Below are 14,623 nucleotides of genomic sequence, written 5' to 3' on the forward strand. Positions count from 1 at the left end.
CCCATTCCGTTACACGATTTGGTAAAATCTGCGCCCTTTATAATAGGGGCACGTACGGAAAAGAGTCGGATAGATTCCGACACCATCATCATATCAAGGTACGCTCGTACTGGCAGCAAAAAACGGGGGCAAGGGAAAGTATTCATATCTTTTAAATACAATAGGATACATATCCATCTTGCGGATTTTGGCAAAATTATATTTATGTATTATAAGCAGTATTTATTAATAGTACTTATGATGCACTAATCTGGAGCGTGCGGATTCGCCCTTCATTAGCTGATGAGGCCGTAGAATCAAAGCTATCCAGATTTTTCTGCGAAGGGAATTTAGCGACTGACATCTGATCGTGGATAGATCGGACCTTTCGTTCTACCTGCTCAGCCTCAATCAATGCGCCCAGAATTTCATGAATCGTTCTGTTTCGCCGTTCATCCACCACCACCACTTCATCAAAGGCTGCCACCATACCGTGCAACTTCAGCCTCTTGAGACCATCGATCAGTTCATGACGTCGCATGATGGCCGCCTAAAAAACGATTATGGGGGCATTTTTGCACGCCGTTTTTCCCCTCAAAGGGGTCATTATTGGATGCCGTTTAACAGAAAACCGACCTGTCAAACGCCTCGGCTTTTAGAGAATGTGGGGGAGAAGAGAGAATAGTGGGGCAGAGAGGGCGTAAACAGAGAGTGGCGATCTATCGCTAACCATTGAATTTATTAGCAGATTTCAGACAACAAAAAACCCCAGATTCGTTAGAACCTGAGGTTATTGGTTGACCAAAGACGACCTCCCTGCAAACCTTCTCCGCCTATTTTTTAGGCATTTTTGTTTCGCAAGAGGGTCACTATCGCTACCCAAGAACTCTAGCAAAAACAAGTCACATCGCCTTGATATTTATCAATAAAACAGCAAAAAAGCTTCCAACTCGACCCCTAAAAGTTTGCTTCAAAGGTCCGCTCGCCCGATCAAATAAATTCACGAACCATGACCCTACTTGAATACGGCTTCCAGCGTCTCCGCATCAAAAATTTGCTCACCCCAGGTCTCAAGTTCATCAATTGTAGCATTCGCTACTTTTAACTCAGCCCAAGCAGGTACTTCTCCAAATCGGCGATGAAGCAGGCGTAGAAGAAGTGAAGATTCACCCTCTTGACGGCCCTCTTGACGGCCCTCTTGACGGCCCTTAGACATCATCTCACGCGCAAACTGCGATGCATAGTGCTCTGCCTCACCAGGAAAAGCTTCCTCTGCATAAGCTCGTACATCTGCCATTGTCATTCCCCTGTACGTCTGAATCAGATATCTCAGTACTAGCTTGGCAAACTCGGGATCCCCTTGGGCACCCTTCCCTATCTGCGGAATGACAACAACACCATCCGCACTATGAAACGCATACTTCATCGCCATCAGAGCAGCTCGCAAATGAGTATCCTGAGACAGGTCATCATCCGCGATGCGCCCTAAATCCGTCACTGCAAAGCTGAAATCAAGCAGATGGTGTAACAAACCCTTATCTGCTTCAAGCAATGCTGAAAACTGGTTTGGGACCGTCCACTCACGAGCCCCATGATAAACCACCAGAGGCACAATCGGAGGTAGCTTCTGCTGCCCTTCTTTTAGAAACCGCTCCCAGATCCTGACCATATAGCGCAAAAGTTGAAAGGCAACCCATTCGTCTGCATAGCTCTTGTGCTCAATCAGGGCGTAAATGTATGCCGCCTTCCCCTCTTGAGTCTTAACCTTGAAAAGCCGGTCCGTTAAATGCTCCCGAAACTCACCATCAATGAAGGACCCATCCACCAACACAGGCGGCTCAGATGACAGTAACTCTGCTACTTCCTTTGGCAGACGCTCCCGAAGCAAAGTTCCAGTCTTATCTGGATCACTCAGCAATGCCTTCAGAAACCGATCGTGCGGCTGGGTAATCTTCGTCATACAGTGGTCAGTCCATTCAAAGCATTTTCCCAAGGGTATAACATGCTCGGCACTCTAACAGAACTCATCCACTACATCACGGGGTTGTTCAGGTCTCGTGCAGCCCTGCAACTGGAAATCCTCGCCCTGCGCCACCAGATTAATGTCTTACAACGCCAACGCCCCAAGCGCCCTACCCTACGCTATATGGACAGGATCTTTTGGGTTTGGCTATCTCAGATCTGGCCTAGGTGGAAACACGCGTTAGTGATTATAAAACCAGCCACCGTCATCAAATGGCACAAGCAAGGCTTCAAGCTCTATTGGAAACGGAAGTCGCGACCAATACGCCCTGGCCGTCCTCGCGTCCCGCAGGAAGTGCGTGACCTAATTCGGCAAATGTCGCGGGAAAATCCACTCTGGGGAGCACCACGCATACATGGTGAGTTACTGAAATTGGGCTACGATATAGGAGAGACATCCGTCTCAAAGTACATGCTCAAACCTGACAAGCCCCCTTCACAGACCTGGAGGACCTTCCTTGATAACCACGTAAATCAGATCGTGGCCATGGACTTCTTCACCATACCGACAATCTTTTTCAAGGTGCTGCACGTCCTCATTCTGATCGACCACGATCGCCGCCGGATTATCCATTTCAATGTTACGACCAATCCAACGTCAGCTTGGGTGGTTCAACAAATCCGCGAAGCATTTCCCTGGGATTCAGCTCCGCGTTTCCTGCTGCATGATCACGATCCACTCTTCATGGCCAGTCAGCACTCACTCAAAGCCATGGGGATCGAAACGCTGATCACAGCCCCAGGATCGCCTTGGCAAAATGCCATCGCAGAACGGATGATCGGTAGTTGTCGCAGAGAGTGCTTTGACCACATCATCGTGCTCAACGAAGAACACCTGCGACAGCGGCTTGGGGAGTATGTGGATTATTACCACCAGCGGACCCATTTGGGTTTGGCCAAAGATTCCCCGGTTCACCGTCCGATTCAGCACAATGAGTCTGGCAACATCGTTGCGCTCCCAGTTCTCGGTGGCCTACACCATCGGTACAAGCGTATCGCTGCCTGACATCTGTCAGCTATCGGTTTCTGATTTTCAAAGAGCGCATTGACCTGGCGTTCCAACCCTCTGTGCCTAAAATCCAAATTCTGGCAGAATCCAAACACACCAAGCCCTTCATCTCTTGTCGATTCTTCCAGATTCCACTCCATCAGACCAGAAAAATCGCTATGCCGCTGCCAGAATCAGTGCCAATTGTGGTGCGGACGACATTTTCGAGAGGCACACCTATTGAATTGCCGGGTTAATATGGGCTACTCTTCTTCACAAAAACAGTATGGGGTGAATTCAAGATGGGCAACGAAAACAGGTCTGGGGTCATTTGGATCACAGGATATTCCGCATCGGGTAAAACGACCGTCGCCCGTTTACTGGATGCCAATCTCAGCCAAGCTGGAGTCCAGACCATTTTTTTGGATGGCGACCAGCTAAGATCCATCTTTGATCATCGCTGGGGCTATGAACGTGCCGATCGCATTGATTTGGCTAGGGTCTATTTTCGTCTGTGCAGCCACCTGTCGTCCCAGGGTTACACGGTAATCATTGCGGCTGTAGCAATGTACGAAGAGGTTCGTACATGGTTCAAAATGCATGTAAACAATCCCCTGGAAATCTATCTGGATGTACCAGAGAGCGAACGGCGTAAGCGTGATAAAAAAAGCAAACATGTCTATAAAAAACAGGACTTTAAATCGCTCTATGATGAGCCGTTAAATCCAGATCTGGTGGTCCTCAACCATGGTGCCACAACCCCTTTACAAGCCGCTGAGACCATTGGTCACTTCTACCTCTACGGCGAGCAGCCGCAGATCGAAAGCCAACATGGTCGCGGGGAACACTGGAACACCTATTATCGTCAAGCAGCAGCGCCCGAGGAGCCTTCGCTTTTTGCTCAGGAAGTAGCCAAAGCGTTATCCCCCTCATCGGTTTTATTGGAAGTGGGCTGCGGCAACGGTCGCGATGCCAACTACTTTGCACGGTTGGGGCACAAGACCATGGCCATTGATGCCTCTGAACAGGCCATCGCTCTGTGCAAAGAATCGGCAATCACGGATAATCCAACCTTCTCTGCACGCCGTGCCAAAGGTCTCTCGGCAACCCATATAAACAGCTTCTCGGCGATCTATTCCAGATTTTGCATTCATGCGATGACCAAACAGGAAGAGGTTGATTTTCTCAATGAAGCTATCCTGCTGCTTGAGCCCATGGGGCGGCTTTATATTGAGTGCCGATCTATCAATGATCCGTTGGCACAACAGGGGGAGGTGATCAGTCCTTCAGAGCGTATCAGCGGTCATTATCGGCGCTTTATCGTCATGGAAGAGCTGGTCAATCGTCTCCAACAAGCAGGCTTTACGATACTTCAGCAGCAGGAGAGTCAAGGATTTGCCCCCCACAAGGACGAAGATCCTGTGGTCATTCGCATTGAGGCAGAAAAGCCCCTGAAGGAAACCCCTTAATGAATGATGACCTGCTGCTTGATTGTGCGCTTAAGCTTCAACAAGCCGGTGAAGTCGAGCCTGCCATTGCGTGCTACACCAAGCTTTTGCAGCATGATCCCAACCATTTTATCGCTTGGGTCAACATCAGTTTACTTCACATGCAGGCAGATGATTTGGCCAAAGCGGTGGATGGCTATCAAAAAGCCATCGCCCTTCAACCCCACCATCCGATTCCTTATTCCCACATGGGCATTCTTCTTCGCAAGCAAGGCCGCCACCAGGAAGCATTGGCCCACTATCATAAAGCGCTTACCCTGGATCCCAATCAGGTGGATTTTCATAACAACCTGGGCAACCTGTTACGGGATATGCAACAGCATAAAGAGGCCATTGAGGTCTACCAGCAAAGTCTGAAGATCAACCCCCAACAGATTGAAGTCTACAACACCATAGGCACCATTGAGGTGGAGCTGGGCCGCCTTGGAGCTGCCATGCAACACTATTTAAACGCCCTGATAGCCCAACCGGCTGCAGAAACCATCTATAGTGCCATGGGGCTCACACTGGAGTCCCTTTGCCAACACATGCAGTCATCTGAAGATCACCTGCACACTTGGCTGGAAAACTGGCTTTCCCAAATGCCGGACAATCCCGTTGAGCACGCCATCTTACGTTTCAAGGTGAAGCAGATTTTGGGATTGGCATTGGAACAGCCTCATCAGCAAATCATAGAGGCGCTCCCAACCACCCGTCTGAAAAGTCCTGTTGATCCATCCAAACAGCCCACCCAGCCTCCAAGGCATGCTTCGACACATAGGCGCAAGGATATGGTGGGCCTGATCAACCTTGCCCGCTCTGGATCTGGATACATCCATAGTCTTTTGGATCACCATCCTCAGATAAGCACGACCCCTGGCGTCTATATGAGCGGCTATTTTGGACGGCATGTATGGCAACAACTAACGGCACATGGGTTTGGCCAGATTGCGGAACAGTTTGCCACCCTTTATGAGGTTCTGTTCGACGCGCGCAGCACGGTCAAACCTCCACCTCCGTTTATTGGCGATGTACTTGGCAGCCGCGTGGGTGTAGGGGTGGCCGAGGGTTTCGACCGGATGGGACCGCAACGAAACGAAGCCTTGAAGCTCAATAGAGATGCGTTTGTCGCGGAGCTTCAGCGACGTATTCATGCTCAAGCCTATGTGGATCAGGGATCTGTCTTTGAACTGGCTCATGATGCGTATGAAACCGTTTTGGCGCGCAACCCCCAACAGATGAAGGTGATTTTCAACCATATCCACCAAATCGACCCCTTTAGCCTAAGCAATCTGCTTAAACATCGACCAGATTTGCGCATGCTGGTGATTATACGCAACCCTGTTCAATCCTGTGAATCGTGGTGTATCAAGGCCGATTCCGATCGTTTGGCACCCACGCCATATGCCCTTTATATGCACATTGTCAGCAAATTGAATCGCACCTTGGTGGATATCAACCATCCCCTGTTTGCCCGACGCGATGCCGTTGCCATTCGACTTGAAGATCTGAAAGTGGCGTTACCAAGCACCATGGAGGATGTCAGTCACTGGATGGGGATTGAATTTGCCGAAACCATGCTGCAATCGACCATGCAGGGGCTTGAGTGGTGGGGGGATCCAAGCAGCGTTTTATATGGCAAAAAGCAGACCGCCAACCATGGTTCACAGGACCCAACCAAGGACAAGGCTGGACGACTTTTCAGCGATCAGGATCGCTATATTCTCAATGTGCTCTTTTATCCGTTACGGGCGCGGTTTGGCTACACCACAGAAGATCCCCAAAGGTTTAAAAGGGATTTAGAACAGATCAAGCCGATGCTTGACCAGCCTTTTGATTTTGAAAAGCAGTTGGCTATGACGTTCCCACAACATATCCCAGCGCTGGAACAGACAGGGGCCTATCGCTCCTTTCATAACATGCTGCGGGGTCGCTGGAATCTTCTTCAACACCATGGGACCTACCCTAATATGTACAGCCCCATTTCAAGATAACTTTTTTCGTAACTAGGGCCTCCTCAAAAAGCCCGCATCGGATCAGCGGAGCTATGGTCAAATCTGGTGTATGAGCATTTTCTGATTAGGCGGCGATCCTGCTCTTTTCCTTAGATTCTGCAGCTCTTTCCCCATTGACGAATTTCACCTGGAGGGTTCGACTCCCGAAACGAACTGTCCCTCTCGTTTATTCCATCTGCACACAGTCTGGCCATGGTTGATGCAACGACGGAGCGATTTTTCTGGTCTGTCGAGGCGAAATCTGGGAAAATCGACGGGGTATGAAATGTTTGGTGTCCCTCCCGAAAACCTCATACGCGCGAAAATGGCCATGGTTACTAAAGTGGCGGAGCCATTTTTCTGGTCTGATGGGGAAAATTCTGGGAGAATTGCTGACATATAAGGTGCTTGGTGTGCCTGGACCCCGCTCAAATTTTGATTTTGGACACAGCAGTTTGGAACGTCAAGCCAATGCGCTCTTTGAAAATCAGGAACCTATAGCTGGCAGATGTCAGGCAGCGATGCGTTCGTATCGGTGGTGCAGACCGCCGAGAACTGGGAATACGATAACGTCGCCTGAATCTTTGTGCTGAATCGGACGGTGAACCGGCGAATCTTTGGCCAAACCCAAATGGGTCCGCTGGTGGTAATAATCCACATACTCCCCAAGCCGCTGTCGCAGGTGTTCTTCGTTGAGCACGATGATGTGGTCAAAGCACTCTCTGCGACAACTACCGATCATCCGTTCTGCGATGGCATTTTGCCAAGGCGATCCTGGGGCTGTGATCAGCGTTTCGATCCCCATGGCTTTGAGTGAGTGCTGACTGGCCATGAAGAGTGGATCGTGATCATGCAGCAGGAAACGCGGAGCTGAATCCCAGGGAAATGCTTCGCGGATTTGTTGAACCACCCAAGCTGACGTTGGATTGGTCGTAACATTGAAATGGATAATCCGGCGGCGATCGTGGTCGATCAGAATGAGGACGTGCAGCACCTTGAAAAAGATTGTCGGTATGGTGAAGAAGTCCATGGCCACGATCTGATTTACGTGGTTATCAAGGAAGGTCCTCCAGGTCTGTGAAGGGGGCTTGTCAGGTTTGAGCATGTACTTTGAGACTGATGTCTCTCCTATATCATAGTCCAATTTCAGTAACTCACCATGTATGCGTGGTGCACCCCAAAGTGGATTCTCCCGACTCATCTTACGGATCAGATCACGCACCTCCTTCGGAATACGAGGACGACCAGGGCGTTTAGGTTGCGATTTCCATTTCCAGTAGAGCTTAAAGCCCTGTTTGTGCCACTTGACCACGGTTGCTGGCTTAATGATCACGAGGGCACTCTTCCAACCCGACCACCGCCGGGAAAGCCAGACCCAGAACAACTTATCCCAACGTGAAAACGTTGGCCGTTTTGGTTTTTGTCGTCGAAGAATATTGATTTGATGGCGCAGAGCCAGGATTGGGGATGTCCCGCTGAATGTTGAAAATTGAGGGTGGGTGTCGATCGCCCTGCAGTGCGCTATGCTCTGCTTGGCGACCAAACCAATCAAGGAGATCGACACCCATGAGTAAGAATAGCGTAAATCAAGAACTGACCGTAGTCTCCACAGAAACACGAGAAGCTTTTGACGAATTGAGCGAGAGTTTTGACCGATTTTGCCTACGAACCGGACTGGAGGCACTCGAAACGCTGATGGCCGAGGAAGTGGAGCAGTTGTGTGGCCCCAGTCACGCACGAGATGACCAGCAAGCTTATCGATGGGGTAGCACCAAGGGCGAGGTCCCGTTTCATGGCGGCAAGGTTCAGATAAAGCGACCCCGTGTGCGTGATAAATCCGGCAAAGAGAAGCCTTTGGATAGCTACCTGGAGGCAAGGGACCACGCCTTATTGAGCCGCTGGGCCATGAACCAGATGCTTTTGGGCGTAACAACCCGGCGTTTTGGTCGCTCGGTGCGCCTACCCGAAGGAGATATCCCACGCCAGGATGGGGATGGCACATCCAAATCCGCTGTATCCCGTCGTTTTGTGGCCCTTAGCCAAGTTAAAATGCAGGAGTGGTTGCAACAGGACCTATCGGATTTGGACCTGTTGGTGATCCAAATTGACGGTTTGGTGGTGAACAAACACTCTATGATAGCGGCCATGGGTATTGACACCAAAGGTATCAAGCACCCACTGTCTTTGATGGAGGGAGCCACTGAAAACCACGTGGTGGTACAGGCTCTTCTGGATGATCTTATTGAGCGGGGTGTGAATCCAAAACGCGCCATGTTCTTCTTACTGGATGGGTCCAAAGCGCTGAGTAAGGCAGTGCGCAACACTTACGGCCAATTGGCGCTGATTCAGCGTTGTCAGGTTCATAAGTCGCGGAATATCCTCGACCGACTGGATGAGGCCATGAAGATTTCCGTGCGCAAGGCTCTTAGACAGGCGTGGGATGCTGAGAGCCCAGAATTGGCTGAAAAACTGCTGCGCAATCTGGCCAATCGCCTAAAATCAACCAATCAGCAGGCTGCAGCCAGTATTCTGGAGGGGTTGGATGAGATTCTTTGCCTGATTCGGCTCGGATTACCACCAGAACTGCGCAAGGCGCTGGCTACCACCAATGCCATCGAAAATATGATGGGAACCATTCGGCGTGTGACGCGCAACGTCAAGCGGTGGAAAAACAGCAATATGCGCCTCAGGTGGACTGCTGCCGGTATGCTGGAGGCCAAAAAAGGGTTCCAGCGTCTACGGGCCTATAGACAGCTACCCCACTTAAAGGCCAAACTTGAGGAACATACGCAAAAGGTCTTGGCGGAAACTTCGCTTCAAAAGCAATCTGAGGCCGCGTAAGATGGATCAGGCACCCATCCGAATTTCAACAGAGCTCGGGACAATCCCCAGATCATCATCTTGTTTGCCATTCCCTTATGGATACTGGGTATTGTACAGATCTCCTGGCTGGCCCTTCTGATTCTGCTGGCGGCCCCATTTGTGGGGATCGCGCTTCAACTGGCTCTCTCTCGCACACGTGAATTTGAAGCGGATCGAAGCGCTGTCGACTTGACCAATGACCCTCATGGGCTGGCCTCAGCACTCAAGCGCATTGAGATGCCCAGGTGGAACTGGATGTCACGTTTTCTCCGCCCCATTCAGCACCAGCGGGAGTACCACTGGTTAAAAACGCACCCGGACATCCAGGCCCGTATCGATAAATTACTCTCCATGTCAGGAGCAGATCAGGTCATCCATTCACATCCTGTGCAAGTACTCTCTCGCCCAAGACAAACGTATGTACAACCGCGATCTCGAGTGATTCGCCCGGTGATTTATCGGCCAGCGATCCGATGGGAGTGGAGGTAGAAAAATTCTGGGCCGAAATACGGATTCAAATGGAAGTTCTCCGCATCTGGCCACCGCTGTCCCTCCCAAAAACCTCATCCACGTTGAAATAACAGCTATTTTCCCATCAGCGTGATATGCTGGCTCACGTCATAATCAGCTCTTTGAAAATCGAGATATCCACTCCCGGACACAGAGCTCCCCAACAGGTACGAGCTGGCTCCGGCATGTGGTTATACCTTGTGGGTGACCTGTTGTGTTGATTGGGAAATTGGACGCGTAGTGCCATTTTCCACCACAACACAGTCACCCACAGCAAGGTTATTCCCCGTTGCTTGAACGATCCCCTGCCCTGTTGCTATGCGGGTCTTACCGCCTTTAATGGCAACCACTCGCCCTGTAACTGACTTTTGGCTTACTATAAGTCGCTGCAAATCATGAACTGGGTGCGACACGAACCACCTCCAGAGATGTAGTGATGCGGGGACCAGCGGCCTCATGGGCAACGCCAGTCACCTTCCCCCGCCAGGATCGGCCCATAAGGGCATCATGAACCTCAATAATTTGTCCGGGCATGATGCCGGGCCGATGAACACAGGTGAGAGACACCTCTTGCAGATCTTCCCCGGCATCAATCTCAGCCCGGCCACGGGATAGTTTGACTTCGGTAGTGGCCAGAAGCGGATCGGAGATATCTTCACCAGGGTGTGCACCATCGCCCCGCTGGCAGACGATCTCGCCATCGCCCACCAGATCACCAGACTGGCCGGTGATTCGTACCTGTACCGGGAATGAATCCAGCCCCGCCACCCGGCTGGGGACGGAAAGTCGCCAGGACCGGGTCAGCACGGTGAAGGTGACCCGGGCGATGGCTACGCTACTATTGGTCGACGTAACGGTCATACCGTCTGAGGCCAGTGTCAATGCGCCCAGATCATTGCCCAACCAAATCACCGACTGGATGGATTGGGCGGGCTGGGAGAGCGTGGCGGTGTTGCTCCCGTCGAAGGTGACATCTTCGGTGACGGTGAAGGACTGGTCGGCATTGGCCAGAACCGCGCCGGTGGAGGTGGTGATGCCCTGAATGGCGGTCTCCGGGCCGCTATTCACCAGCAGATGAGCGGTGCCGCAGGAATGGAAGCTGGTGCAGCCCCGGTTGAGGCCCTCCTCGCGCCGGTCCACTTCCGCCGACAGATGGCCGCCGCTGGGCAACCACCCCCTCACCGTCACTCTGTTTACCCGATAGCGGGCGCGGTGTGATTCTCGACATGAAAGGTTATCGGTAGCATCGGTGAGGATGTGATCTGGTGTAGCACTGACCCACTGGGGCACAGCGGTTGGAAAGCGATGACGAACGCGTAGCGTGCCCCCGGGCGTAGTCTCCACCACCCCACCGGCCGCCTCTGCAATGGTACGCACCACATCAAGGGGCGCAGCATCATAGACCGCCAACCGCCCACCGGGAATGGTCCAATCCACCAGGTCCCATTGAATGGATTCTCCTACAGCCTCCTCGGCGGCCGCACGCGCGGAAACAGGGCTATTCCACATTCGCTCCATAGATGTGGCCCGGGGTGCCGCAAAACGGGCCGTGAGGCTGATCAGCGATACCACCAGTCTGGGCCTGCTTACCCCATCTCGGGAGAGAGTCTTGTTATCCACCATCATCTGGAAGGTTTCCCCACCCAACTCCAAGGTCACGGGATCGTCGATACGGATGCGCTGGAACGAGGCAGGGTCCGCCAGCTCCATGGTGCCGGTCCAAGCATAGTCTCCCTCGGCCATGGCCAGGGATGCGGAGATCACGCTCATAGCGGCAACCCAAAGTGGATGGCACGAACGCCAGAAGAGGCTTGCACGGGAGGCTGATCCACCAGCAGATCCCACCATGCGGTCACAGCCTTATGAGCAGAGTCCCGCGCTTGAAGCTGATAGCCCGTTGTGAGAGATGCATGCACCGGCTGGGTAGCAGACCATTGGCAAGTCAAACTTTGCTGCACCGACCCCATCAGCGCATAGCCCGCTTGTAAGGTCTTGAGCAGAGCATCCTGATAGGGGGCAGAGAGCGCGCGGTCGATAGGGGCACCGTAACGAGCCTCCAACCCCCGCCCAACCTGAACCTTCCACGAAGCGGTAAGAGAGTGCGGCCAAACAAATTCACCCAGCGCCCATGGCGTGCGGCATGAGCCCGTGACCTGAATGCCCCACGAAGCTTCCAGGTGTTGTTCAATGAACGTTCCACACCGATACCCTGCGGCCAAATAACGCGTAACGGGAAAGCGGATGGCATAGGGGATGGTCACCTGCCTGGACCTGGGGGCAAAGGAGATGTGACCCCGCAACTGGATGGGCAGTGATGGTGCGGCTTGCAGAGTGCTACTTTGGGCGGTAAGGAGAATGGCGGGGGATTCAACGGTGATAACGCCAGAGGCCCGGGCTGTATGTCGCGCTGCCGTGATGGCGCCGCTGAGAAAGAGGGGGATCTCGCCGGTGATGGAGATGTCCCGGCTGCCATGCTCGGCACGGGAAACGAGGGAAAATCCCAATGCCGCCGAACAGCGCATACCATAGGCATCCGCCTGAAGGCGTGTGGTGCTCTCTATGGGGAGTGTGAAACTTGCCCGGGCATCCTGCACCCTGGCACTGAAGCGACTGCTCAAGGCGAACGTAAGCTCATGATGGAGCGTAAAGCGCCTGGCCCGGTTCAGATCCGCTGTCAGGGCAATGGGCAGTTGGGTGTTGAGCGCAAACGATGGGGGGAGATAATCGAAGGTGGCTTCAAGTTGCCGGGACAGCAGCAACGGTGCCCACCCCCCTACCCCACAAGAGACCTGAATGGACCAGGAGGTTGAAAGGGTTTGCTCCAAGGTCAAGCTGTAGGGCGCACCAAGGGCCTTTTCTTGAAGGATGGACCACGGGCACTGGATAGCAGCAGAGAGGGGCATGGATCAGGCAGGGTTGGGAATGGAGAAGTCCATCTGCTTGAGGGTTACCATCTCCCCAGCGGTCAGGCTCACATTATCCAGGATGGCATCACCACTGCCCCCCTCGACAGAGACATCCCCATCAATCTTGTAGTTGCCATCCTCCAGCCGAAACCAAGTAGCGATGCCCGTCGCTTCCACCTCACTGGCTACCGGTGCGTTGCTCAAGCTGATCATTCCGTCGGTGGCGCTGTTATACTGCAGCGTAAAGCGCACCAGGGGCAGCTCTGATGTGGGGAAATCAGGGTTGGGCGGGCGGGTGCCAGGATAGACAAAACAGATCCCATCGATGTAGCTCCTCAGATTGTTCATCAGGGAGTTGCGCAGGGTGTCATTAAAAAAAAGGGTCATGGGATTCTCCTTTATGCCGAGTTTTCAGAGATATCTTTAACAAGCTGTCGTAACCACCGCTCATCTTGATACTCACGGGTAATGACCGTTACCCCCCTGTTTTCAAGCTGTGCTATCCAGGCGAAAAGGCTGACTCTGATCCGGCTGTCACCAAACCCATTGGTTGAACCGGATGCATCACAGGAGAGCAGCACACGCTTGGGCATAGATCTCATGCTCTGCAACAACATATCCCAATCCTCTATGGAGGGCCTTTGGCTGACCCATCGATGGACCTCGCTGGGAAAGGGGACCCCTACGGGGGTCAATAGGGATGAGGGGCGGCTTTTCAGCTCCATACAGCCAACCTGAACGCGTGTTGAGGAGAGAGTCGCCCTCAGTTGAGCCAGGTCCGCGTAGAAGCTATCGTGGGGAACTGCGGCGTAGGGGGAGGCCTCATCAATGATGGTGATGCAGACCTTGTCGGTGATCCATCGATAGCCCGACAGTTCCTCCAAAAAACCGAGATCAAGAGGGGCTTGAAGTGGCATGGTTGAGGAACCTGAGCTTCAGGGTATTACCGGTTGAGCTGTCCCGAGCCTCCAGATAGAGGGTCTTTTTCACCTCTATGAACTGCTCGGGATCATCGGGGTGATAGACCTTTTCCAATACCGTTTGACGGGTCCCTGGAACCTCCTGGTAGAAGCTGTCGGATTGGGAGGGCTCGTCCACCTCGTCCTCTGCGGGGGCGTCCTCATCACTACCACCTGAAGGGGAAGCTTGGCGCAGGCTGACGCTGGGGGCTCCCGAGGGCCAGAATTTACGGGGGAAGGAGGCCTGGGTGGCATGCCAGTCGGACAGGGCAATGATGCGTACCGGTGGAACCTCTGCCGATTCCACGTTGCCGGACTGCCAGGCATTCTGCATCTCAACAAACTGGGCGACTGAGACGCTCTCCTCTCCATTGCCATAGGTGATTTCATAGAGGGAGAAGCCGGTGGTGTAGCGCACCACCAGGGCCCCGATTACCTCTTGGGATGCATGAAACGCACCCCTTTGGCGGTCATAACGGGGTGGTGTGACCAGATCCCCCTGCTTGTTGCGAAAGGAGGTCTGCTCGATGATTTCCAACACCGGGTTGTCATAGAGCCAGCGCAGTTTCTTGGTATGCTCTTTGGACCAGGTAATGGTTTCCACCACCGTTTCGGAGCGACGCCCGACCAGACGCGCCTCACCGCCGCTGATGATGAGCCGGGCGGTGGCCGCCACGCGCTTGGAGCAGTAGAGCTTTACGCGCTTTTTGCCGGGTTCTATCACCTCAAGGGGCGTGATCTGACTCATGCTATAGCAGATACGCCCCCAGCCACAGACACCCGAGGTTAGACGGCTAAAAGCCACCTGCACTGGCGCAGAGCCCCCTTGGTCATCATCGTTAACCACCAGCTCAAAGGGCTCATCCAGTTCAGGCGCTGAAAACTGAATCGTGAGTGAGGTGCTGATTTCACCCAT

At 53.0% G+C, this 14,623-nt stretch carries 13 protein-coding genes; 5 read left to right on the forward strand and 8 right to left on the reverse strand.

Features of this window, described 5'->3' with window-relative positions; genetic code table 11:
• Nucleotides 1–235 precede the first annotated feature (235 nt).
• Both MMC1_RS13025 and MMC1_RS13030 read right to left on the reverse strand, forming a co-directional pair.
• On the reverse strand, nt 236–520 hold the full coding sequence (locus MMC1_RS13025) for an ATP-binding protein (RefSeq protein WP_011714165.1): 285 nt from the start codon (nt 518–520) through the stop codon (nt 236–238).
• A 474-nt stretch (nt 521–994) separates the two neighbouring features.
• Nucleotides 995–1,939: an Rpn family recombination-promoting nuclease/putative transposase gene (locus tag MMC1_RS13030; RefSeq protein ID WP_011714166.1), complete on the reverse strand. Its 945-nt coding sequence runs from the start codon at nt 1,937–1,939 to the stop codon at nt 995–997.
• A 42-nt stretch (nt 1,940–1,981) separates the two neighbouring features.
• Between MMC1_RS13030 and MMC1_RS13035 the strand changes: the two genes are divergently transcribed.
• The 3 genes from MMC1_RS13035 to MMC1_RS13045 all read left to right on the forward strand — a co-directional run bounded on the left by MMC1_RS13035 (nt 1,982) and on the right by MMC1_RS13045 (nt 6,470).
• A complete protein-coding gene (locus MMC1_RS13035; protein WP_011714167.1) occupies nt 1,982–3,007 on the forward strand; it encodes an integrase core domain-containing protein in 1,026 nt (341 codons plus the stop codon).
• Nucleotides 3,008–3,291: 284 nt separating this feature from the next.
• Nucleotides 3,292–4,458 carry an adenylyl-sulfate kinase gene (locus tag MMC1_RS13040; protein ID WP_011714168.1) on the forward strand — a complete coding sequence of 389 codons (1,167 nt, stop codon included), beginning with the start codon at nt 3,292–3,294 and terminating at the stop codon, nt 4,456–4,458.
• The gene (locus MMC1_RS13045) at nt 4,458–6,470 is read left to right on the forward strand and encodes a tetratricopeptide repeat protein (protein ID WP_011714169.1); all 2,013 of its coding nucleotides are present in this window, start codon (nt 4,458–4,460) and stop codon (nt 6,468–6,470) included. Before MMC1_RS13040 ends, MMC1_RS13045 begins: the two co-directional genes overlap by 1 nt.
• A 511-nt stretch (nt 6,471–6,981) precedes the next feature.
• On the opposite strand, the gene MMC1_RS13050 is transcribed toward MMC1_RS13045, so the two are convergent.
• A complete protein-coding gene (locus MMC1_RS13050; RefSeq protein ID WP_227665226.1) occupies nt 6,982–8,022 on the reverse strand; it encodes an integrase core domain-containing protein in 1,041 nt (346 codons plus the stop codon).
• Nucleotides 8,023–8,036: 14 nt separating this feature from the next.
• Here MMC1_RS13050 and MMC1_RS13055 point away from each other — a divergent pair, with 14 nt between their 5' ends.
• Both MMC1_RS13055 and MMC1_RS21285 read left to right on the forward strand, forming a co-directional pair.
• Entirely contained in the window at nt 8,037–9,311 is a 1,275-nt protein-coding gene (locus MMC1_RS13055) for an IS256-like element ISMama1 family transposase (protein WP_049757689.1), read from the forward strand.
• Nucleotides 9,312–9,371: 60 nt separating this feature from the next.
• Nucleotides 9,372–9,821, forward strand: coding sequence for a M48 family metalloprotease (locus MMC1_RS21285; protein WP_227665231.1), 450 nt, complete (start codon nt 9,372–9,374; stop codon nt 9,819–9,821).
• Between the two features lie 414 nt (nt 9,822–10,235).
• On the opposite strand, the gene MMC1_RS13060 is transcribed toward MMC1_RS21285, so the two are convergent.
• Genes MMC1_RS13060 through MMC1_RS13080 form a run of 5 tightly spaced genes read right to left on the reverse strand, consistent with a single transcriptional unit; the run spans nt 10,236 to nt 14,623 of the window.
• On the reverse strand, nt 10,236–11,612 hold the full coding sequence (locus tag MMC1_RS13060; RefSeq protein WP_011714173.1) for a hypothetical protein: 1,377 nt from the start codon (nt 11,610–11,612) through the stop codon (nt 10,236–10,238).
• Nucleotides 11,609–12,745, reverse strand: a complete 1,137-nt coding sequence (locus tag MMC1_RS13065) for a hypothetical protein (protein WP_011714174.1) — start codon at nt 12,743–12,745, stop codon at nt 11,609–11,611. The genes MMC1_RS13060 and MMC1_RS13065 overlap by 4 nt, the downstream gene beginning before the upstream one ends.
• 3 nt (nt 12,746–12,748) lie before the next feature.
• Entirely contained in the window at nt 12,749–13,135 is a 387-nt protein-coding gene (locus tag MMC1_RS13070; protein WP_011714175.1) for a hypothetical protein, read from the reverse strand.
• Nucleotides 13,136–13,146: 11 nt separating this feature from the next.
• On the reverse strand, nt 13,147–13,665 hold the full coding sequence (locus tag MMC1_RS13075) for a hypothetical protein (RefSeq protein ID WP_011714176.1): 519 nt from the start codon (nt 13,663–13,665) through the stop codon (nt 13,147–13,149).
• A complete protein-coding gene (locus MMC1_RS13080; protein WP_011714177.1) occupies nt 13,643–14,623 on the reverse strand; it encodes a hypothetical protein in 981 nt (326 codons plus the stop codon). Before MMC1_RS13080 ends, MMC1_RS13075 begins: the two co-directional genes overlap by 23 nt.

It is taken from the genome of Magnetococcus marinus MC-1, assembly GCF_000014865.1.
GTDB classification, from domain to species: Bacteria; Pseudomonadota; Magnetococcia; order Magnetococcales; family Magnetococcaceae; genus Magnetococcus; species Magnetococcus marinus.